This is a genomic window from Bacteroides pyogenes DSM 20611 = JCM 6294 (assembly GCF_000428105.1).
GTDB classification, from domain to species: domain Bacteria; phylum Bacteroidota; class Bacteroidia; order Bacteroidales; family Bacteroidaceae; genus Bacteroides; species Bacteroides pyogenes.
Genome location: NZ_KE386623.1, coordinates 171,050 through 191,999 on the forward strand (window position 1 = coordinate 171,050; position 20,950 = coordinate 191,999).

Sequence of the window (20,950 nt, forward strand, 5' to 3'; positions counted from 1 at the left end):
GACAAACAAGGTTTTACGGCGAGAATACTACCTGCAATGAAATGGAAGTGTGGAGATTGTCTTCTAAACGGCTTGCCGCTCCGACCTTTTTTGTCCGTAAAAGCCCGGAACTACCTTTGCCGCTGACAACAAACAACCGATCCCGACATGATATATGGGCATAAGTGGAGGATGTGCAGACAGAGAAACTAGGCGAAAACAGAAAACGCAGTCTCCGGAGACTGCATTTTATCATAAGAATAGAATACCCGAAAAACAAAAAGCAGCCCCAATGGACAGCTTTACGAAAATAACTCAGAGAAAATTCTTTTTTCTCACGACATACTCTTATCTTTGTAACTGACAAAGTGGTTCTTTGAAATGGCAAAATGAGGTAGAGTGTAGAAGCTCACTGGTTTCCTTATCGTTACCATCCCTTATTGATAATCAAACTAATCTACTGGTTATTTGATATTTACGAATTTCTCTATGCTTTCCGACATGCCAAGTCAGCGGAGTGCGAATGCCACAAGCCCAACCAACGGCTTTAAGGTGGGTGGATAGTTTGCCTTTGCTCATTGTGTCAGGGAATATCTTATAATCCCCCTTGCTTTTCTCCTTTGTGTAAAGCGAAAGAATCTGCTCCGCTATCGGATGCAGGGGTATCAAACTCTCCACCTCCGTTTTCTGTCTTGCTTTGCGGATATACCGCTTCCCCTCGCTATTCGTTTCGATTTGCGAAACTCGCAGGCTCTGCAAGTCGGCAAAAGCCAAGCCCGTAAAGACGGAGAAAAGAAACATTCTTCGGCTTAGTTCCGCCCCTTCCTCTTGCAACGGGAATGCCAAGAGCATTGCCACCTCCCCCTTGCTCAGGAAACGAGGTTTGCGCTCTACGGCTTCATACTTCGCCCCCTCGAATGGATTAAAGTGGATTGTTCCCTGACTGACGGCTCGGTACATCAATCGGCTCAACCAGCATAAATGTCTGTTTGTCGTTGCAGGGGCATAACCCTCCTTCTTCAAATAGAAACGATAATCATCAAAGAAGTCCATCGTGAGAGCTGTTAGGGGAATATCCACCTCGCTACGACTTCGCACAAAGGCGTTGAGTTGTCTGTCGGAACTTCGATTGTTGCTGTACGTTCCCTCACTCTTGCTTTCTCGTTGGGCTTTGAGTTCTTCTGTACTAAGGGCAAGAAGTGTTGTCGGAGTTCTCCCGATGCCTTGCAAGTAGTTCTTCAGAAGCTCGGCACTGACCGCTCCATATTTGTAGAGCAAGGTGTTGTACCCTTGTTCGATTTCTTCCCGAAAGGTTTGCAGGCGTTGGTTGGTCTTCTTGTCCGTTGTCTCCCCTCGCTTCACGCTCCAATCGTGGGGAGTGGTGCTTTCGCCTGTGGTTATCACCACGTTCGCTCCGTCTATGGTGATACGGCAAAGGATTGCCGTTGTGCCGTCCGCCTTGGTCTTGTTCTTATTGATATAGAATAGGATTTTGAATGTACTGCGCATAAGTTTTACAAGGTTAAGGTTAGGTTTTCAGTGAAAGAGAGAAACCGCTCGAACTCATCGAAGAGTTTCTTTGGGGTAACGTGGGCATATCGCTCGGTCGTTTGGATGCTACTATGCCCCAACATTCGGCTCACCGTTTCGATGGGAACGCCACGTTCCAAGGTAATCAAGGTAGCAAAAGTGTGGCGACCGACGTGTGCCGAAAGGGGAATGGAGATACCCGCCCGAAGTTGCAGGGCTTTGAGCTGAACGAGATAAGCTGAATAAGTAATAGGCGCAAAAATAGTGTTGCGCTCCTCCGATTGATACCGCTCTATCATACGAACCGCTTCGGATAGGAGCTTCACTCGGCAAAGCATATCGGTCTTTTGCCTGCGAAACTTCAGCCACAACGCCCCTTCATCATCCGTAAAGAGGTGTTCCCGATTTAGGGCGACCATATCGCAATAGGCAACACCCGTATAACAGGAGAAGAGAAAGAGATTACGGGCGGTTTCCAGCTTCACTTCATACGGCTCAAAGGTCAATCCCAGCAACTTATCCAACGAAGCCCTATCCAAGGCACGAGGTTGTTTGTTCTCTCCTCGCTCTGTCTCTACGTGAGCAAATAGTTGTCGCTCTGTCAAGCCCTCACGATATGCCAAACGGCAGACTTTCTTCACCGCCAAAGCCATCTTGCGATAATAACCTTGTGAATGTCCCAGCTTTCCAACAGAGTAGTGTCGCAAGCATTCCAAGAAATCTTCTTCAAGCTGACCAAAAGAAATGTCTGTCGTGTGGAACTTCTCCCCTATAAAGGCTTGCAGATGCTTGCGAATAGTATAGTAACTGTTTAAAGTTGTTGCCGTTATCTCGATTCCCACCTTTTGCCTCATCTCTTCGACCATTTGGTCGTATCGTTCCAAAAAGGTGATTTGAGTTTGCATACTTCCTTGAAACAGCTCTTTGATGTCTGTGGCCGTAAATGCCACACCACGGTTGCAAAGGATTTGATAAGCCGACTGCACCGAGAGAAGCAGACGTTCCAACTTGCCGTTCGTTGCCACAGCTTCACGGCTCTTGCCATTCAATCTGCTCTCACGAGCGTTCCACAAATCGGGGTCGCATGAAATCTTGCAACTGAACTGCGCCATGGTTCGCCCGTATGTTATTCGTCCCATTATCGGAGCTTGCCCCGACTTGTCCAATCCGCTCTTTTTAAGGTAGAGCAAAACCTTCATTTTGTCTGTTTGCATACGCTTCTGTTTTTATGGGCAAAGTTACCCGTTATCGAAGCGTTTTCAGCTATGCAAAACATTGTGTATCAAAGCATAAGCACCATAATTACAGAAAGATAAGTTACCGAAAAGCCTTCCGTCAGTTACCGTCTTCTACCTCTTCGTTACCATTCAAGGAATAGACTAACGATTTGGTAACGGAACTTCTGCACAAATCCACGCTTTCTGCACTTTTATCCTCTGTGTAGAACATAGAGAAATACTGCAAATCCCTCTCATTTCCATTTACTTACCTCTCATCTACAACCTAATACCCTTTCCGAAGATAGTTCCTCGACGGAAAAAAAAGTTTCCCCAGTGGGAAAAAACTGAAACTTCCGATAATTGGTTTATAAGTGCCACAGCCTACCGGATTCGGTACGCTTTAAAGCTTTTCAAACTCCACATCTTTCAGCCAGATTGAGGCGCTTGCGTCGCTGGGCATCCGCCAGTCGCCGCGCGGACTCAGTGAGATGCTTCCCACTTTAGGCCCGTCGGGCATGCAAGAACGTTTGAACTGTTGACTGAAGAAACGGCGCAGGAAGATGGAAAGCCATTTCCTGACAGTCGGTTCGTCGTAGCTGTCCTTGAACGCCATTGTTGCCAGATAGAAAATCTTCGAAGGGCGGAAGCCGAAACGCATGAAGTAATAAAGGAAAAAATCGTGCAGTTCGTAAGGGCCTACCAAGTCTTCCGTCTTTTGGCTGATTTCTCCGTTCGCATCCGCCGGAATCAATTCGGGGCTGATGGGCGTATCCGCAATATCGAGGAGGGTAGTCTGCGCAGTCGCTTCCATCTCGTTTTCGGCCACCCATTGTACCAGGTATTTTACCAACGTCTTCGGGATGCTTGCATTGACGCTGTACATCGACATGTGGTCGCCGTTGTATGTAGCCCATCCCAGTGCCAGCTCAGACAAGTCGCCCGTCCCTATCACTATTCCGTTCGTTTGGTTGGCTACGTCCATCAAAATCTGTGTACGTTCGCGTGCTTGGGCATTCTCATACGTTGTGTCGTGTACACGAATGTCATGTCCGATATCTTTGAAATGTTGGATGCAGGCCTCTTTGATGCTGATTTCCCGAATCGACACCTCCGATGAGCGCATCAGCTCGATGGCGTTGTGGTAAGTGCGGTCGGTTGTTCCGAATCCGGGCATCGTGATTCCGATAATCCCTTTGCGCGGAAGCTTCAGCTTGTCGAAAGCTTTTATGCAGACAAGCAGTGCCAATGTGGAATCGAGTCCGCCGGATATGCCGACAACCACCTGCTTCGCCCCGATATGTACCAACCGTTGCGCCAGCCCCGCTACCTGAATGGAGAAAATCTCCCGGCAACGATCGTCCAGTTCGGATCCCTTGGGCACGAACGGGTGCGGGTCGAACTCCCGAGTCAATATCAGTTCCTTGCTGTTTACGAGTTCGGTAGGAATTAAAACAGCTTTGCGCCCTTCCAAATTCGCCTGATTGGCGGCGAAAGTCGTATTCACTCTTCGTTCCGCCCGTATGCGTTCCACATCGATTTCACTGATTATCAACTGTTCTTCCATGCTGAATCGTTCGCTTTGCGCCAGAAGGGAACCGTTCTCGTAAATCATTCCGTTACCGGCGAAAACGATGTCGGTGGTAGATTCGCCGAATCCGCAGGATGAAAACACGTATCCTGCGATGCAACGCGCCGATTGCTGGCTGATGAGTGAACAAAGGTACCGATGCTTTCCGATGCTTTCGTTATCGGCAGATAAGTTGAATAAAATCTCTGCGCCTTGCAATGCGAGCGAAGAGCTGGGCGGTATCGCCGACCAAAGGTCTTCACATATCTCTATGGCGAATTTGACATTCGATGTTTCGAAAATCAGGTTAGAACCGATGGAAATAGTCTGTCCGCAAAGCCGTACGCTCTCTTCACTGAGTTGAGCGGCCGAAGTAAACCAGCGTTGCTCATAAAATTCCTTATAATTGGGAAGATAAGTTTTAGCCGCTACGCCCAGTATTTTCCCTCTCTGAATCACTACGGCCGCATTGATTACCGTTGAGTCGGCAACAACCGGCATCCCCACGATAGCGATAATGTCGAGCTGGCGGGTGTTGCTCAAAATTTGCATAAGCCTGCGCTCGGCTTCTTCAAGCAGAAGCTGCTGCCCCAACAAATCGCCGCAGGTATATCCCGTGACGCTCAATTCCGGAAATGCGATTATTTCTACTCCTTTGCCTTCGGCTATGGCAATCAGGCCTTTAATTCTTTCCGCATTGAATTTGCAGTCGCCCACTTTCACCTGTGGAATAGCTGCGGCTACTTTAACGAATCCGTAGTTCATCTTCTTCTTTTTTTAGATACTCATGCAAAAATAGGAAATAGTTTCGCCCAACCGAAGTATTATCGAAAAAAACTGGATTCGTTTGCAAATAAACCAAAGATTTTCTATATTTGCATCAAATTAATAATTGTAATAAATACAATTCTGTAAAGAGAAGAAGATGATGAGAGCATACGACCGATTGCTGGCGCATAACATAAAGCCTTCCATGCAGCGTATCGCCATTATGGAATATCTGATAGAGCATCGAACGCACCCTTCGGCTGATGAAATATATACAGCCTTGTCTCCTTCTATGCCTACATTATCGAAAACCACAGTCTATAACACTTTGAAACTGTTTTCGGAGCAGGGGGCTACATTGATGCTTACGATTGATGACCGGAATACGAATTTCGATGCCGACACTTCGCCTCACGCCCACTTCCTTTGCAAAAAATGCGGGCAGATTTACGATCTGGATTGTCCCGATTTTATGAAAGAATCGGAAAGTCGGGCAATAGACGAGCATCAGGCAATGGAAGTCCACCTTTATTATAAAGGTATATGTAAGAATTGCTTAAGAAAAGATATATAAGCGTAATTGACTAATTAATTTAAAATTCTGAGAAAAATGAAGAAATTTAGATGTACTGTTTGTGGCTACGTTCACGAAGGTGATGCAGCTCCTGAGAAATGTCCCTTGTGTAAGGCGCCTGCCAGCAAATTTGTTGAAGTGGTAGAAACCGAAGGCGGTCCGTTGGCATTTGCAGACGAGCACGTAATCGGTGTCGCAAAGGGATGCGATGAGGAAATGATTAAGGATTTGAACAATCACTTCATGGGCGAATGTACGGAAGTTGGTATGTATCTCGCAATGAGCCGTCAGGCCGACCGTGAAGGTTATCCTGAAATCGCAGACGCTTTCAAGCGTTATGCTTTTGAAGAAGCAGACCATGCTTCAAGATTCGCCGAACTTTTGGGCGACTGCGTATGGGATACCAAAACCAATCTTAAGAAACGTATGGAAGCCGAGCAAGGTGCATGTGAAGATAAGAAACGAATCGCTACCCGTGCCAAAGCTTTGAATTTGGATGCCATCCACGATACGGTACATGAGATGTGCAAGGACGAAGCCCGTCACGGTAAAGGTTTTGAAGGACTTTACAACCGTTATTTCGGTGATAAGAAATAATCAGCTTTATAAGAGACTTTAAAGAGACTGTCTGACAAGTTCTCAGTTAACAATTTCACCTCCGCTCCGGATTATAATCTTGGCGGAGGTGAAATTTTATTTTCGAGAATTGGCCGGACATTTTTTATGTTGGCTTTAAACGTGCTTAGTATATTTTTATGGAGTGTGTTTATAAATAGATTTTTTCGGTTATATTTGTCTGTCAACCATAAAATAGTACGATCATGAGAAAATTACAGCTGTTTTTGTTGGGTTCGGTGTTTTCTCTTGCGGCGGCTTTTGCTGCCGATAAGGTGATTGAACTCCCTAAGCCGAACCTGAACCGTGGAGGTACGGTAATGAAAGCATTGTCCGAGCGTCAATCCACACGCGAGTATGCATCGAAAGCATTGAGTCTGTCCGATCTTTCCGATTTGCTGTGGGCGGCCAATGGAGTGAATCGTTCCGCTTCGGGCAAACGTACGGCGCCTTCGGCTATGAATAAGCAAGAAGTCGATATCTATGTGGTGTTGCCTCAAGGCAGTTATTTGTACGATGCCAAAAGTCACCGCCTGCATTTAGTGGCCGAAGGCGATCACCGCGGGGCGGTTGCCGCAGCACAGGATTTTGTAAAAGCGGCTCCGGTATCGTTGGTTTTGGTGAGCGATATCGCCCGTTTCGGAGATGCGGGCAATACGCGTTATCAATTGATAGGGGCTATGGACGCAGGGATTGTTTCGCAAAATATTTCTGTGTTTTGCGCGGCGGCACATTTGGCTACTGTTCCTCGTGCCACAATGGATGACGCCGCTTTGCAGAGGGTTTTAAAACTGCGAAAGGGGCAGATGCTGATGTTGAATCATCCGGTAGGATACTTCAAGTAACCGGTTTGCTGTCTTCTTCATCGAAGATTCTGACAAAAGAAGCGGATCGATACAGAGTCTCTCACAGAGAGTTTCTTTTCTCTTGAGAATTTTGTATTGATCCGCATTCGCTGATAACTAACCTTTCTAACCTTATTTCAACAAGAAGCTATCTATTGCTTTCTTATAAGTGTCTTTGTCTGCTGCGCCACGCATGAGTTGGGGTTCGCCTTTCATAGGGATGAACACGAAAAGCGGAATGCTTGTTGCGTTGAACAACGACGCCAGCTCTCTTTGCTTGTCGACGTTTACTTTATAGATCACGATTTTTCCGGCATATTCTTTTGCCAACTCCTTCATGATGGGAGCTACTTGGCGGCACGGACCGCACCAATCGGCATACAAATCGATAATGGCAGGCTTGTTTCCCTGGTATTTCCAGTCTTTGGATTTCTCGTAGTTGAATACTTCTTTCAAAAACATAGCCTTATCCATCTGGATTACTTCACTGTTGGTCGCGGTTACTTTTTTATTTTGCGAGTTTTGTGCCTGAATGTGCGCCGTATGGCCGAAAGCGCAAACTAATGCGAGAGTGATTCCCGCCAATATATTCTTCATATCGTTATGTTTTAATAATTCTGTTCGATTACATTTTTCAATTCTTTGGCTTGGATGATGCCTGAATATCTCCAAACGGCTTTCCCATTTTTGAAAAGCATTAACGTAGGAACTGCCTGTATGCGGTGTTGTATGGCCAGTTCTCTGTGTTGGTCGACATCTATCTTCACGATGCGGGCATTATCTCCGACCATTGATTTTACTTCTTCCAAGACGGGTTTCATAGCTTTGCACGGGCCGCACCATTCTGCAAAGAAGTCTACTAAAACAGGAGTCGGCGATTTTATCAAATCTTCAAATTTTTCCATAATCTTTTTTCTAAGTTAGCTTTTGCCTTATCAGGCTGTTATTTCAAATCTCTTTTTGATATAACGGAGATATTCGTTTTTTTGTTCATCGGTCAAACAAATAGGGAAAAAAGAAAGACGCATATTCCCGCAAATCGGGGCATGCTTATGATGCGATGTCCCGGAATACGGAAATATGCGTCCCGATCTTTTCCTTATTTGTTAATCTTCGATAGATAACTCATCGATGAGATGAGAAGCGCCTGCAAACTTGTCGATGATGAATAATGTGTATCTGATGTCCACACAAGCGGCTCGTTGCGAAGAAGGACGGAAAGCGATGTCTCCGGTAAGGCCTTCATAATTCCGGTCGAATCCGGTTCCTACCAGTTGCCCTTTCCTGTTGAACACAGGGCTTCCGGAGTTTCCTCCCGTATTGTCTGTGTTTACGATAAAGCAAACAGGCATTTCGCCGTTTTTGCCGTAGCGTCCGTAATCTTTAGCCTTATATAGTTCTTTGAGCTTCTGCGGAACCACAAATTCCCAATTATCGGGATCTTCCTTTTCCATTACGCCTTTCAGCGTAGTATGTGCTTCGTACACCATTCCGTCGGCAGGTTCGTACGGGAGTACCCGTCCGTAGGTGAGGCGTAGCGTAGAGTTTGCGTCCGGATAGATGGCAATTCCTTTCTCCTGTCTCAAATCCATCATCCCTTTTACCCATACTTTGTGGGCGGCATTGTAGTGTTCGTTGGCCGCCTTCATGGCGATGGCGGTGTTCAATATACCGTCGGTTATGGAGTGTTTGAACAACACCATCCAGTCGTGGGTTATTTTATACAAGTTCGGCTTTCGGATGAATTTGTCGAAGTTCGCCCGGTTACCGAAAATCGAGTGTTCGAAACACGCGTCGATGAATGCGTCGCTATCCCCTTTGAAGCGTTTGTTTATGACTTCGAAGATCGTGATTCGTTGCGTTGCAGGGATGTATCCGGCATACGTTTTCAACATTTCTTTACCCACCATACGTTCCACTTCGGGGAACGGCACGGAAGCGAAGAACTTCTCGCCCTCTTCTTTCAATTTTACCGTTGCCGCTTGTATCTTTTGCTTGTCTTTCGCTTTCAAAGCTGCGGCTAAGGTTGCCGTTGAGGGAATACGCATAAAATCGAGCGCCGTAACCAACGCTTCGTTTATTGCTTGCTGATGGTATAAAGCATCACGCCGTTGCGCCACGATCGAGCGTATTGCATCGAATGCTTTCCGGTAAGAGTCGTCTCCTTTGGCACGACCGTGAGCCAACAGCTCTTCTTGCTGCGCCCGCTTCGTGTCGAGTACCTTTAGTCGCACCAGTCCTTCGTTCATGCCGATGGCATTTTTCCAGTAATTGGCTGAAGAAGCGTATTTACTGGCGTAATGAATACGTACGGCAGGGTCTTTCAGCATTTGTTCCATCAGAACTTTTTGGCGGACATCGCGAACGTGGTGGCGCATGAAATTGGTGGTTTGCATCCGTTCTTCCACTTCGTCGGAAATCATGTACCGCCAGTTACGTCCGGGGAAGCCCATGACAAAAGTAAAATCGCCCTCCTGCACGCCGGCAAGGCTTATCTTTAAATGTTTCTTCACCTTTAAAGGAACGTTCTCTTTGGAGTATGGAGCCGGTTTGCCGTTCTTGTCGGCATAAATTCGGAATAGAGAGAAATCTCCCGTATGGCGCGGCCACATCCAGTTGTCCGTGTCCGCCCCGAACTTGCCGATCGAAGAAGGCGGGGCGCCTACCATGCGTATATCACTGTACACCGTTTTCACGAAGAGGTAGTATTTATTTCCTCCGTAGAATGCTTTCAATTCCAGCTTGGTGGCAGGAGTCACTTCTATGTTTTCCGCTTTTGCGAAGCGTTGGGCTACCGTGTTCAGGTACGTTTGCGACAGATAGTTGGTACCTTCCGGATCTTCGTCTTTCTTCAACTGCTCGTTGACGTAGTCGGTCACGTCGAGAATACGGTCGATGAAAGTGACGGTCAGTCCCGGTGTCGGAAGTTCCGCGTCGCGATTCATCGCCCAAAAACCATCCGTCAGGTAATCATGTTCCACATTGCTGTGTTGTTGGATGGCTCCGTAACCGCAATGATGATTGGTCAATACCAATCCTTCGGAAGAGATGACTTCTCCCGTACAACCGCTTCCGAAGTGTACAACCGCATCTTTCAGCGAAAGTCCGTTCGCATTGTATACTTCTTCGATAGGAAGCTCAAGTCCCAGATCCCTCATGGCAACCGCGTTCTGAGCCTTCAGGTCGGTCAGCATCCACATCCCTTCGTCGGCGTGGATGCTGAGGGTTGCCAATGAAAAAAGTGTAAATAATACTTGTTTCTTCATTATTCTACAATAGTCATTTCATTAATAAGATGTCCGCAATTGCCCAATTTTTCGAGAATAAACAGTACATAGCGGATATCCAGATTGATACAACGCTGAAGATTGTTGTCGAAGTTGATATCGCCGCTCAGCGACTCCCAGTTGCCGTCGAAGGCACAACCGATCAGTTCGCCGTTTTCATTGAGAACGGGACTGCCGGAGTTGCCGCCCGTGATGTCGTTGGTGGACAGGAAGCAGACAGGCATTTCACCGTTTGGCAGGGCGTACCGGCCGAAGTCTTTCTTCTCGATTAGTTCTTTCAGTTTGGCAGGAACCACAAATTCACGGTTTTCGGGATTTTCTTTTTCAAGAATACCGTTGGCCGTTGTGTAGTATTTGTAATGCACTCCGTCTTTCGGGCTATACGATTTCACGTTTCCATAAGTCAGGCGCAGTGTGAAGTTCGCATCCGGATACGATGGGGCGGGAAGTTTCATTTCGCCCAGTCCGCGGATGTATGCTTTGTGCAGTAAGTCCAATTCTTTTTTCGGCTCTTTCAATTGTCCGGCAAGTTTGTCGTATAATTCGTTTTTGGAGGCCGCATACTGCAATGACACGTCTTCATCGATTGCCTTCACCGACGGGTTTTTCATGAATTTATCGAAGTTTGCCCGATTGGCAAAGATAGAATTGTCGTACATCTCGTCGATGAATGTATCGTAATTCCCTTTATACTTCTGTTCAATCACTTTGTAGATGGAAGGACGACGGTCTGCTGGAACCATTTCCGCATAAAGCGGAATCAATGCTTTCGCTACTTTCCGGTCTACCTCATGGTCGTAATCTTTGTTGTGAATGGCTTCGAAGATTTCCGGCAGGTGTTTCAGGCGTGCTTGTATCAACGAGTCGTTTTTTTCGGCCAATGCTTTCCGCAGTTTTTCCAAGGTGATGTTACCGAATTCGATGCCTCTGTAGAAGACCTCCGATAAAGTTGTCAGTTGATATTTAACAGGGGCGGTTTTTGCCACCATTTCGTCGATTTTCTTTACCACATCGATATATTCCGCCTTGTTTTGCGCTTGGGCAAATTCGGCGAACTTGACTTCCTGTCCGGCTTTTGTGCCCAATACGTCGTTGCCGACGATGGCTTTGTTCATGCCGATCGAATTTTTCCAGTAGTTGCTCGAACCGGCATATTTGTTGGCGTATTGGATGCGTGTTTTGTCGCTGGCGTTCATCGCTTCCTTGAGCACCGACAGACGAGCGCCCCGTACCCGTATGCGGGGTTCGTTTTCGGCTTCCATGCGTTCTTTTACTTCCGATACCGTAAGGTAACGGCTGGTGCTTCCGGGGAATCCCATCACCATGGCATAATTCCCTTCCTTTATTCCTTTGAGCGAAATAGTCAGATGCTTTTTGGTCTTCAGCGGTGTGTTGCTTGCGCTATATTCCGCCGGTTCTCCATTGGCGTCCGCATAAACGCGGAAGATGGAAAAGTCTCCTGTATGGCGCGGCCACATCCAGTTGTCGGTTTCGCCGCCGAATTTGCCGACCGATGAAGGGGGAGCCGCCACCATCCGGATATCCGTGTACACTTTTTTATAGAACAAGTAAAATTTGTTTCCCGCATAGAAAGGAAGCGCTTGCGGAACAATGCCCGTTTTGCCTTTCAGGTCGCTCTTTTCATAAAGTTCTTCAGCCAGTTTTTTCAGAAACGCGCCGCCGAACGATTCGGATTCGGTAATCTCTTTAGCCGCTATTTTGGCGTTCACGATATCCGTGATATCTTCGATCCGCTCGATAAAAACGAATTTAAGTCCCGGCGTAGGCAATTCCCGGTCTCTTGAGGTTGCCCAGAATCCATCGCTCAGATAATCGTGTTCCACACTGCTGTGCTGCTGGATCGATGCGTACCCGCAATGATGATTTGTCAGTATTAATCCCTCCGGAGAGATAATTTCTCCGGTACATCCGCCTCCGAAGATGCCGACGGCGTCTTTCAGAGACACGCCGTTCGGATTGTACAAATCGCCGGCTTCCAGCTTTAGTCCCTGTTTTTTCATCAGGTCGATGGAATGCTGCTCTTGCATCAATTGCAGCAACCACATTCCCTCATCCGCTTTTGCGGAGCACGCTATCAGCGCTGTGAGCGCCAACACATAAAGTCTTAGTCTGTTCATTGTTCTTTATTAGCAGTTAAAAAAATAGATATATTAATTGTTTATTTTCAAGGTTCCTTTTTTCAGGGCCTCCATAATATTGGCGGGAGGACGTTGATTCATCAGTTCGTTTTTCATGAAGTCCATGTATGGAGCCACATGATGGAAGAATTGATAATACCCTTTGCATAGGTAGTTCAGCCCGGGCTGTCCGTCCGCCGTCCGGCTGAAGCGGTTTTTCGGGCATTCTCCGTTGCAGGCAAATAAATATTCGCATTCTTTGCATGGAGTGGGGAGCGATTCATACTTCATCCTGCCAAAATGCTGTTGCCGTTCGCCGTGCATCATTTCCACCAGAGTGCGGCTGTATATGTTTCCTAATTTATATTCCGGAAAAACAAAATGGTCGCATGAATAAACGTCTCCGTTGAATTCCATCACGCCCGCATGCCCGCAGGTCTTTGCCATGGTACATACGCCGGGTTGCTCGCCCATCCAGTTGGCAAGAGTCGAGTCGAACAGCTGTATGTAGTACTTGCCTACATCTTCTTTCACCCATTCGTCGAAAATAGCACAGAGGAAATTTCCCCATTGTTCGGGAGTAACCGAAAAGTCGGCAAGCTTTCCTTCTTTATTTTCCGTCGGAGAGGCGAGATGTCGTCCGTCTTCGTGTGGAAAAATGCGCTCTACGATCGGTGTAAACTGGATATAACGGCAGTCTATCTCTTTGAAAAAACGGTAAAAGTCGAGCGGGTAGTCGGCATTGAAATCGTTGATTACCGCCATTGCGTTCCATTCTACCCCGTGTTTCTTCAGGAGCCGGATTCCTTGCATCACTTTCACAAAAGAGGGTTTTCCTTGCTTGTTTTTGCGATATTCGTCGTGAAACTCCTGCGGTCCGTCGATAGAGACGCCTACCAGCCAGTTGTTTTCGCGAAAAAATTCGCACCATTCGTCGGTGAGCATCGTCCCGTTCGTCTGGATACAGTTGTCGATCGTGCGTCCGCGGGCATATTTTTTCTGGAGCTCCATGGCTTTTTTGTAGAAAGAGAGAGGTCGCATAAGCGTTTCGCCGCCATGCCAGGTGAAAAGCACCTGAGGCATGGTTTGCGAGTTGATATACTCATCGATAAACTTCTCCAGAAGTTCGTCGCTCATCACATGTTTCGGGTTTTCTTTATATAAATTCGCTTTTTCGAGATAATAGCAATATTCGCATGCAAGATTACATACTGCTCCCACAGGCTTTACCATTACGTAAAGCGGCTTCGCGAAAGGGGCATAAGTAGTTTTTTCCATAACTGCAAATTTAGGTAAAGTAAATGAAATAAAAGCCTTTCTTTCTCTGTTTTATAAGTATTATTAAAGAAAAGAGACTTACCAAATTTTAAATATTGATAAAATGTTTCTTCATACTCCGAATCGGTTGTAACTTTGCTTGCGGATTTTAATGAATAAACGGACGTGAACAGATTATTCTCTTTTTTATTTCTGCTTCCTTTGTTGGTGGCGTGCAGTCATACCTACAAAATAGAAGGGACCTCTTCCGTCAATCATTTGGACGGAAAGATGATTTATCTGAAGGTTTTGCGTGGCGAAGAATGGGTAAAAATCGATTCGGCGGAGGTGATTCACGGTTTATTTTCAATGAAAGGAAAGATGGATTCCGTAGAGATGATTTCGCTCTATATGGACGAGCAGAGCTTGATGCCGGTTGTGCTGGAAAGAGGGAAAATAAAGGTCACCATCAGCAATACCGATCTGAAGGTTTCGGGAACTCCTTTGAATGCTTCGCTTTATGAATTTATTGCGAAAAAAAATTCGATAGAGGAGAGTCTTATGGAACTCGAACAGAAAGAAACACGTATGGTAATGGAAGGATGCGATTTAGGCGATATTCACAAGCAACTGGCTGCGGAAAGCGATTCGCTTCTGGACACAATGAACCGTTATGTGAAAGCTTTTATTTCCGATAATTATGAGAATGTATTGGGACCTAACGTGTTTATGATGTTGTGCAGCTCTTTACCTTACCCTGTCATGACGCCGCAAATCGATGATATAGTCAAAGACGCTCCCTATTCTTTTAAAAGTAATCCGATGGTGAAGGAGTTTCTGACAAAAGCAAAAGAGAATATGAAGCTGATTGAAGAACATCAACGGATGCAACAGACGGCTGCCGCACAAAAATAATAAGGCGGCAGAATCGGAAAAGGTTTCCGTGCCGCTTTCAAACTTTCCGAACCCCTTTCAGGCTTTTTACCAGTCTTGGTCTTCGTTTTTTACCATGCCTTTATGTTGCTCGGGCAAGGCGCTTTGGACTGCCGCATAGGCTTCCTCCATTGTTGCTCTGATATTTTCCATTCCTTTGCTTTTGGGTGGGATAGGTTCATGAATCGTCAATATCATACGGTGACGATGTATCCATTTTCCGGTACGGGGCAGAATTTCAAAAGAACCGTCTATGGTAACCGGTACGACGGCGAGTTGCAGATCGTCCGCCAATTGGAATGCTCCTTTCTTAAAATATCCCATGTGCCCTGTGAATGTACGTGCGCCTTCGGGGAAAACCACCAGCGATACGCCATCTTTCAGTGATGATTTGGCCTGCCGGATGGTTTCCAGAACTTTCTTTGGACCCGAACGGTCGACAAAAATATGGCCGGCACTTTCGCAGGCTTTTCCCACAAACGGCAACTTCCGCAGGCTTTTTTTCATCATCCATTTAAAATTTCTTCCGATATAACCGTAAATCAGGAAAATATCGAACGAACCTTGATGGTTCGGTACGAAGATATATGATGTCTTATCATGCAAGTGTTCACGACCGCGAACTTTCACGGGAATCAACAAAAAGAAACAAACCAACCGCGACCAGATTTTTCCCGGATAGTATCCCCAGAAATGGGCACCTCCCAACAGAGAACCTACAATTGTAATAATTGCCGTTAAAATAGTCAATACCAACAAAATGGGCAGAGCAATGCAAACTTGATACGCATAATAAAGAATCTTCATAAGGCAGGATTTTTTATCTATGCAAAGATAAACGAATCTTCGTAAAAAAAGCAATCGAATGCCGCATAAACTTTTTGTTTGTGCTATTTTTGTCATTTAGTTACAGATAACTGCAAATGATATGATACGTATGCTGCATACTGCCGACTGGCATTTGGGACAAACTTTCTTCGGTTTCGACCGCACGGAGGAGCATCAGGATTTTCTCGACTGGCTGGCGGAAGAGATTCGTTTAAAAGAGATCGACGCGTTGATTGTGGCGGGAGACATTTTTGATGTATCCAATCCTTCCGCCGCTTCTCAACGGATGTATTATCAATTTATTCATAAAGTGACGGCGGAGAATCCGAATTTGCAAATTGTTATAGTGGCGGGTAACCACGACTCGGCGGCGCGTCTCGAAGCTCCCTTGCCGTTGTTGCAAGCCATGCGTACGGAAGTGAAGGGAGTGGTGCGAAAGGGGAAAGACGGAGAAATAGATTTCGACCATCTGACGGTAGAGCTTAAAAATCGTCAGGGAGAGACGGAAGTGCTGTGCATGGCTGTCCCTTTTTTGCGTCAGGGCGATTATCCCGCAGTGCAGACAGACGGCAATCCTTATGCGGAGGGAGTGCGCGAGTTTTATAAGCGTTTCTTCCGTTTGTTGTGCGATCGCCGGAAAAAGAATCAGGCTCTTGTTGCAATCGGGCATTTACAGGCGACGGGATCGGAGATTGCCGAAAAAGATTATAGCGAACGGACGGTGATAGGAGGCTTGGAATGCGTTTCGCCCGACGCTTTCTCCGAGCAGATCGCTTACACGGCTTTGGGACATATTCATAAATCGCAGCGCGTTTCGGGAAGAGAAAATGTGCGTTATGCGGGGAGTCCTATTTCGATGTCGTTTGCGGAGAAGAACTATCATCATGGAGTGGTGATGGTTACTTTGGACAAAGGTCGAGCGTTATCGATAGAACGTCTTGAATATTCGGGAGGAATTCCTTTGGTCAGCGTGCCGGGCGGAGAGGCCGAACCGATAGATTCGGTATTGCAAGCGTTGCATGAGTTGCCCCGGATAGAGGGAACGCCTCCTTATCTGGAAGTGAAAATTCTTTTGGAAGAACCCGAGCCTGCATTGAAGCAAGAGGTGGAAGACGCGCTTGCGGATAAGAATTACCGTCTGGCGCGTATCGTGAGAACTTTTCACGGTGAAGCTAAAGAGGATGAGAATGAACAGGAGAAGTGGAAGAGAGGATTGGAGGAAATGTCTCCGTTGCAAATCGCCCGTTCTGCTTTTGAAAAAGTATATCATACGGAAATGCCTGCCGAGTTGACGGGCTTGTTTGAAGAAGTTTATGCGTCGGCTGTACGCAGGCAAGAAGAGGAGGAAGGAAAATGAGAATCATTGCGATACGATTAAAGAATCTGACTTCGATAGAGGGGAGCGTAGAACTCGATTTCTCGGCGGAACCTTTGCGATCGGCCGGCATCTTTGCGATTTCGGGGCCTACGGGCGCCGGAAAATCGACTTTGTTGGACGCTCTTTGTCTGGCGTTGTATGATAAGGCTCCCCGTTTCACCGCTTCCGTAGAAAGCATTGCTCTTGCAGATGTGGGAGAGAATCAGGTAAACCAGTCGGATGTGCGGAACATGCTTCGTCGCGGCACGGGCGACGGATATGCGGAAGTCGATTTTCAAGCTGTGGACGGGCACCGTTACCGATCGCGTTGGTCGGTAAGGCGGACAAGATACAAAGTAGACGGTTCGTTACAGCCACAAGTGCTGGAGGTGAAGGATCTGGATACCGGAAAGGAATTGCAGGGGACAAAGAGAGAATTGTTGGCTCAATTGGCGGAACGCACAGGACTGACATACGAGCAGTTTACCCGCACGGTGTTGCTGGCGCAGAATGATTTTGCCACTTTCTTGAAATCTAAAGGAGCGGCAAAAGCCGAATTGTTGGAGAAGTTGACAGGAACAGGCATTTACTCGCTCATTTCACAGGAGGTTTTTGCACGGAATAAGGCTGTTCAAGAGGAAATGGCACTGATTGAAAGTAAAAAGAATGTCATAGAACTGATACCGGAAGAGGAATTGCTTCTATTGCAAAAGGAGAAAGAGACGGAAGGAGAGAAGCGTTCGGAAGGGATCCGGCGATTGGCGGAACTGAACACTCAGTTGACGATAGTAAACTCTTTGAAAACGCAGGAAGAGCTTTGGAAAAAGAAACAGAATGAGGAGCAGGAAGCGCTTGAGAAAAAGGAAAAAGCGCAAGAAGTTCTGAGTGTACGCGAAGAAGAACTTGCTCGTTTCAAAGAACAATGGGAAGCCATACAGCCCGACCTGAGGAAAGCCCGTGAATTGGATGTACAAATCCGTTCTCAGGAGGGAGTGTACGTGCAGTCCGAACGGAGTCTGCAAGAGATTCGTTCGCAATTGAAAGCGGGAGAGGCGAAATATCGCTCTTTCGACAAGCAATTGAACGATTCTTACCATGTATTGGGTAATTTGCTGAATCATGGCGGGACGGAAAAGTTGGAGATAGAAGAGGCCGAATCTATTTTGTCGGGTGAAGAAGAACGATTGAAAGAGGAAGAGACAAAGAGCGAGGCTCTTTTGAAACGGGTAAACGATTTCGGTTATCCGTCGAAAATGGAGGAACGGAACCGGTTGCAGAAGGAGTTGGAACGTTCGCGGAATATTCGGAAACTGACGGATACCCGGATGAAAATCGAAGAAGAAAAAAGAAAGCTGGAGAAAGAATCGGGTGAAGTGGCAAATTGTTTAGCCGATTGTGAGTCTGTTCTCAACACGGTTCAGCGACTTTATGACAATGCCCGTATGGCTGTAGGAAAAGATGTGAAAGCTTTGCGCCGGCAGTTGAAGAAAGGAGAGGCTTGTCCGGTCTGCGGCAGCAAAAATCATCCTTATCATGAAGAATCGGAAGCGGTAGATGCGATTTTCCGGAATATGGAACTGGAATATAAAGCGGCATCGGAGGCTTATCGACGGGCGAACAACCGGAATATTGCCGTGCAGCGTGATTTGGCCCATCAAAAGAAATTGGAAGAGGAGTTGGCGGCGCAATTGGCTTTGTTGCAAGAAGAAGGGGCGAAAAATGTGAGCGAAGATGAATTAAAAACCTGCTTGAACGAATTAGAAAAAAAGATTCTGTCATATCGTAACCTGTATGCCGAATGGCAGCAATCGGATGAACTCTTGAAAAGAAAGCGTGATTATTGCCGGACCCTGCGGACGAATGTTGCTCAGCACCGATTGTTTGTGCAGCAATCTCTTGCTGCCGGAGAACAATTGTCGCTGTTGCGCCATGCGGTGGCTGCCGAACTTGCTAAGTTTGAGGAAATAGAAAAGGCATTGAACGGCTTGAAGCATGAACGTGCCGGTTTGCTGAAAGGAAAAGATGCCGATGAAGCGGAAATTGCGGTGGCTAAAAGAGAGAAAGATTTGACTGTGGCTCTGGATAAAAGCCGACAGGAGGTGGAGAATGTGCGGAACAAACTTTCCGGTTTGCAAGGAGAAATGAAACAACTATCGGCAGTCATTGACGAACTGAGGGAGCGTCAGCAACGGATCGAGCAGCCCGACCGCCTTGCAGAAGCTATTGAAAAGCAACAGGAAGAAAATCTGCATACGGAACGCGCGCTGTCTGTTATCGAAGCGCGCCTATTGCAGCAGGCAAAGAACAGGGCAACTATGGAGGAGATAGAGAAGGAACTGGCGGATAAAAGTTTGTCTGCAGAGCGTTGGGCCAAATTGAACAAACTGATCGGCAGTGCCGATGGAGCGAAGTTTAAAGTAATTGCGCAGAGTTACACGTTGAACTTATTGCTTTGGCACGCCAACAAGCATTTGTCTTACCTTTCCAAACGCTATAAGTTGCAGCAAGTGCCCGAAACCTTAGGGCTTCAGGTGATCGATCTCGATATGTGCGATGAAGTGAGGACAGTATATTCGCTTTCGGGCGGAGAATCTTTTTTAATTTCGCTGGCGTTGGCACTGGGATTGTCGTCGCTTTCGAGTAACAATTTGACGGTCGAATCTCTTTTCATCGACGAAGGGTTCGGCTCGCTGGATGCCGATAGTCTGCGTACCGCTATGGAAGCGTTGGAGCAATTGCAGATGCAGGGGCGGAAGATAGGAGTGATTTCGCACGTACAGGAAATGAGCGAACGAATTGCCGTTCAGGTGCAAGTGCAGAAGAAAGCGAATGGAAAAAGCGTGATTACCGTCGTAGGGTAATTACGGTTATCTCGGGCCAGGCGCCGAACCGGAAGGGAAGCCCTATGTAGCCGATGCCGATATTGACATAGAGCCCGCGCCCCTTTTCCATATACATGCCGCCCCATTCCGGATAGATATAAGCGGAAGGAGAGTATTCGCCTATTTTCAGCTGCATGGCATGGGTATGTCCCGCCAGCATCAAGTCGATATTCGATTCGGGAAGAACCTCCCGCCTCCAATGTGTCGGATTATGACTCAGAAGAATCTGAAACAAACCTTCAGTGCCTTTTATCGCTTTTTTCAGGTCGCCGTGTTGGGAGAAAGGAGGCTCTCCTTCGTTCTCTACGCCGATAAGCGCGATGCTGTCGGTCCCATGCGTAAGGATGGCATGCGAGTTGTTCAAAAGTTTCCATCCCATTTGCTTCTGTCTGCGTTGAAGTTCTTTTAAATTGTTGATTTCATCCTGTTTGCTTCTCCAGCGAAAATAAGGACCGTAGTCATGATTGCCTAAAACAGAGTATACTCCGTCCTTTGCTTTCAGACGGGCTAAAATATTCTGGAAACCGTTGAGCTCTATCGCCCGGTGATTTACCAGATCGCCTGTGAAGACTATCAGATCGGGAGCCTGTTCGTTGACTAAATCTACCAGTTTTTCAATGGCGGCACTGTTGTCTTGCCAACTGCCGATGTGAATGTCAGATAGTTGTACGATGCGATATCCGTTGAAACTCTCAGGGAGGAAACCGGAGGAAAAGGTGACTTCTTTCACATCAAATTTTGTACGTCCGATAAACGATCCGTAAAGAATCATGAACACGGAGAGTGTTGCAAGCGTAAGCCCCGTACCTATAAAGGGTGTTCGTGGCAGTCGAAACCATTTATGGAAAGGCATGCCAATCAAAGTACAGATGGCTAAAAGCAATTTGGGTGCCGTAAACAGGAAAAACGCAATAGAGAACCAGCCGATTGCCTGACTATGTTGCTGAATAAAGCCATAATTAGCGAAGCCTACCAGACAAAGCAATCCTGTGGCCAGCAGAAAAGTCGGTATCCAATAGGCTATACGCAACCATCGCTTTCGGGTAATCCGTATAATGAACCGGAAAAATAGAAAGAGATCCGGCATAATAAGGAAAATCAGCAGAAAAAGGAACACACGTTGCAGCATAAATATTGTCAGGAGTTATCAATTATCTTTATTGTTCGGGC

At 46.7% G+C, this 20,950-nt stretch carries 16 protein-coding genes; 6 read left to right on the forward strand and 10 right to left on the reverse strand.

Annotation, left to right across the window (positions count from 1 at the left end; all coding sequences use genetic code 11):
* Positions 1 to 426: 426 nt before the first annotated feature.
* The 3 genes from C234_RS16550 to C234_RS0113720 form a co-directional block, all read right to left on the reverse strand.
* Positions 427 to 1,488 carry a site-specific integrase gene (locus tag C234_RS16550; protein ID WP_248596509.1) on the reverse strand — a complete coding sequence of 354 codons (1,062 nt, stop codon included), beginning with the start codon at positions 1,486 to 1,488 and terminating at the stop codon, positions 427 to 429.
* A 5-nt stretch (positions 1,489 to 1,493) separates the two neighbouring features.
* Entirely contained in the window at positions 1,494 to 2,723 is a 1,230-nt protein-coding gene (locus C234_RS0113710; RefSeq protein ID WP_027326218.1) for a site-specific integrase, read from the reverse strand.
* A gap of 406 nt (positions 2,724 to 3,129) precedes the next feature.
* On the reverse strand, positions 3,130 to 5,061 hold the full coding sequence (locus C234_RS0113720) for an NAD(+) synthase (protein WP_027326219.1): 1,932 nt from the start codon (positions 5,059 to 5,061) through the stop codon (positions 3,130 to 3,132).
* Between the two features lie 163 nt (positions 5,062 to 5,224).
* On the opposite strand from C234_RS0113720, the gene C234_RS0113725 reads away from it, so the two are divergent.
* The 3 genes from C234_RS0113725 to C234_RS0113735 all read left to right on the forward strand — a co-directional run bounded on the left by C234_RS0113725 (position 5,225) and on the right by C234_RS0113735 (position 7,098).
* Positions 5,225 to 5,638 (forward strand): Fur family transcriptional regulator, encoded by a 414-nt coding sequence (locus tag C234_RS0113725; RefSeq protein WP_027326220.1) that lies wholly within the window; start codon positions 5,225 to 5,227, stop codon positions 5,636 to 5,638.
* Positions 5,639 to 5,674: 36 nt separating this feature from the next.
* The gene (locus C234_RS0113730; RefSeq protein ID WP_027326221.1) at positions 5,675 to 6,235 is read left to right on the forward strand and encodes an NADH peroxidase; all 561 of its coding nucleotides are present in this window, start codon (positions 5,675 to 5,677) and stop codon (positions 6,233 to 6,235) included.
* A gap of 224 nt (positions 6,236 to 6,459) precedes the next feature.
* Complete coding sequence (locus C234_RS0113735; protein WP_027326222.1) at positions 6,460 to 7,098, forward strand: SagB/ThcOx family dehydrogenase; 639 nt, start codon at positions 6,460 to 6,462, stop codon at positions 7,096 to 7,098.
* 132 nt (positions 7,099 to 7,230) lie between these two features.
* On the opposite strand, the gene C234_RS0113740 is transcribed toward C234_RS0113735, so the two are convergent.
* The 5 genes from C234_RS0113740 to C234_RS0113765 form a co-directional block, all read right to left on the reverse strand.
* Entirely contained in the window at positions 7,231 to 7,695 is a 465-nt protein-coding gene (locus C234_RS0113740; RefSeq protein ID WP_027326223.1) for a thioredoxin family protein, read from the reverse strand.
* Positions 7,696 to 7,706: 11 nt separating this feature from the next.
* Positions 7,707 to 8,003: a thioredoxin gene (gene trxA, locus C234_RS0113745; RefSeq protein ID WP_027326224.1), complete on the reverse strand. Its 297-nt coding sequence runs from the start codon at positions 8,001 to 8,003 to the stop codon at positions 7,707 to 7,709.
* A 201-nt stretch (positions 8,004 to 8,204) separates the two neighbouring features.
* Positions 8,205 to 10,364: a S46 family peptidase gene (locus tag C234_RS0113755; protein WP_027326225.1), complete on the reverse strand. Its 2,160-nt coding sequence runs from the start codon at positions 10,362 to 10,364 to the stop codon at positions 8,205 to 8,207.
* Complete coding sequence (locus tag C234_RS0113760) at positions 10,364 to 12,523, reverse strand: S46 family peptidase (protein ID WP_027326226.1); 2,160 nt, start codon at positions 12,521 to 12,523, stop codon at positions 10,364 to 10,366. Before C234_RS0113760 ends, C234_RS0113755 begins: the two co-directional genes overlap by 1 nt.
* A gap of 33 nt (positions 12,524 to 12,556) precedes the next feature.
* A complete protein-coding gene (locus tag C234_RS0113765) occupies positions 12,557 to 13,801 on the reverse strand; it encodes an anaerobic sulfatase-maturation protein (RefSeq protein WP_027326227.1) in 1,245 nt (414 codons plus the stop codon).
* A 165-nt stretch (positions 13,802 to 13,966) separates the two neighbouring features.
* Between C234_RS0113765 and C234_RS0113770 the strand changes: the two genes are divergently transcribed.
* The gene (locus C234_RS0113770; protein ID WP_027326228.1) at positions 13,967 to 14,695 is read left to right on the forward strand and encodes a DUF4369 domain-containing protein; all 729 of its coding nucleotides are present in this window, start codon (positions 13,967 to 13,969) and stop codon (positions 14,693 to 14,695) included.
* Between the two features lie 66 nt (positions 14,696 to 14,761).
* Here C234_RS0113770 and C234_RS0113775 read toward each other — a convergent pair whose 3' ends face one another.
* Positions 14,762 to 15,520: a lysophospholipid acyltransferase family protein gene (locus C234_RS0113775; protein ID WP_027326229.1), complete on the reverse strand. Its 759-nt coding sequence runs from the start codon at positions 15,518 to 15,520 to the stop codon at positions 14,762 to 14,764.
* Between the two features lie 121 nt (positions 15,521 to 15,641).
* Here C234_RS0113775 and C234_RS0113780 point away from each other — a divergent pair, with 121 nt between their 5' ends.
* Both C234_RS0113780 and C234_RS0113785 read left to right on the forward strand, forming a co-directional pair.
* On the forward strand, positions 15,642 to 16,898 hold the full coding sequence (locus C234_RS0113780; RefSeq protein WP_027326230.1) for an exonuclease SbcCD subunit D C-terminal domain-containing protein: 1,257 nt from the start codon (positions 15,642 to 15,644) through the stop codon (positions 16,896 to 16,898).
* Positions 16,895 to 19,759 (forward strand): AAA family ATPase, encoded by a 2,865-nt coding sequence (locus C234_RS0113785; RefSeq protein ID WP_027326231.1) that lies wholly within the window; start codon positions 16,895 to 16,897, stop codon positions 19,757 to 19,759. Before C234_RS0113780 ends, C234_RS0113785 begins: the two co-directional genes overlap by 4 nt.
* Here C234_RS0113785 and C234_RS0113790 read toward each other — a convergent pair.
* Positions 19,743 to 20,909 carry a metallophosphoesterase gene (locus tag C234_RS0113790; RefSeq protein ID WP_027326232.1) on the reverse strand — a complete coding sequence of 389 codons (1,167 nt, stop codon included), beginning with the start codon at positions 20,907 to 20,909 and terminating at the stop codon, positions 19,743 to 19,745. The two genes, C234_RS0113785 and C234_RS0113790, sit on opposite strands and share 17 nt — an antisense overlap.
* Positions 20,910 to 20,950: the final 41 nt, after the last annotated feature.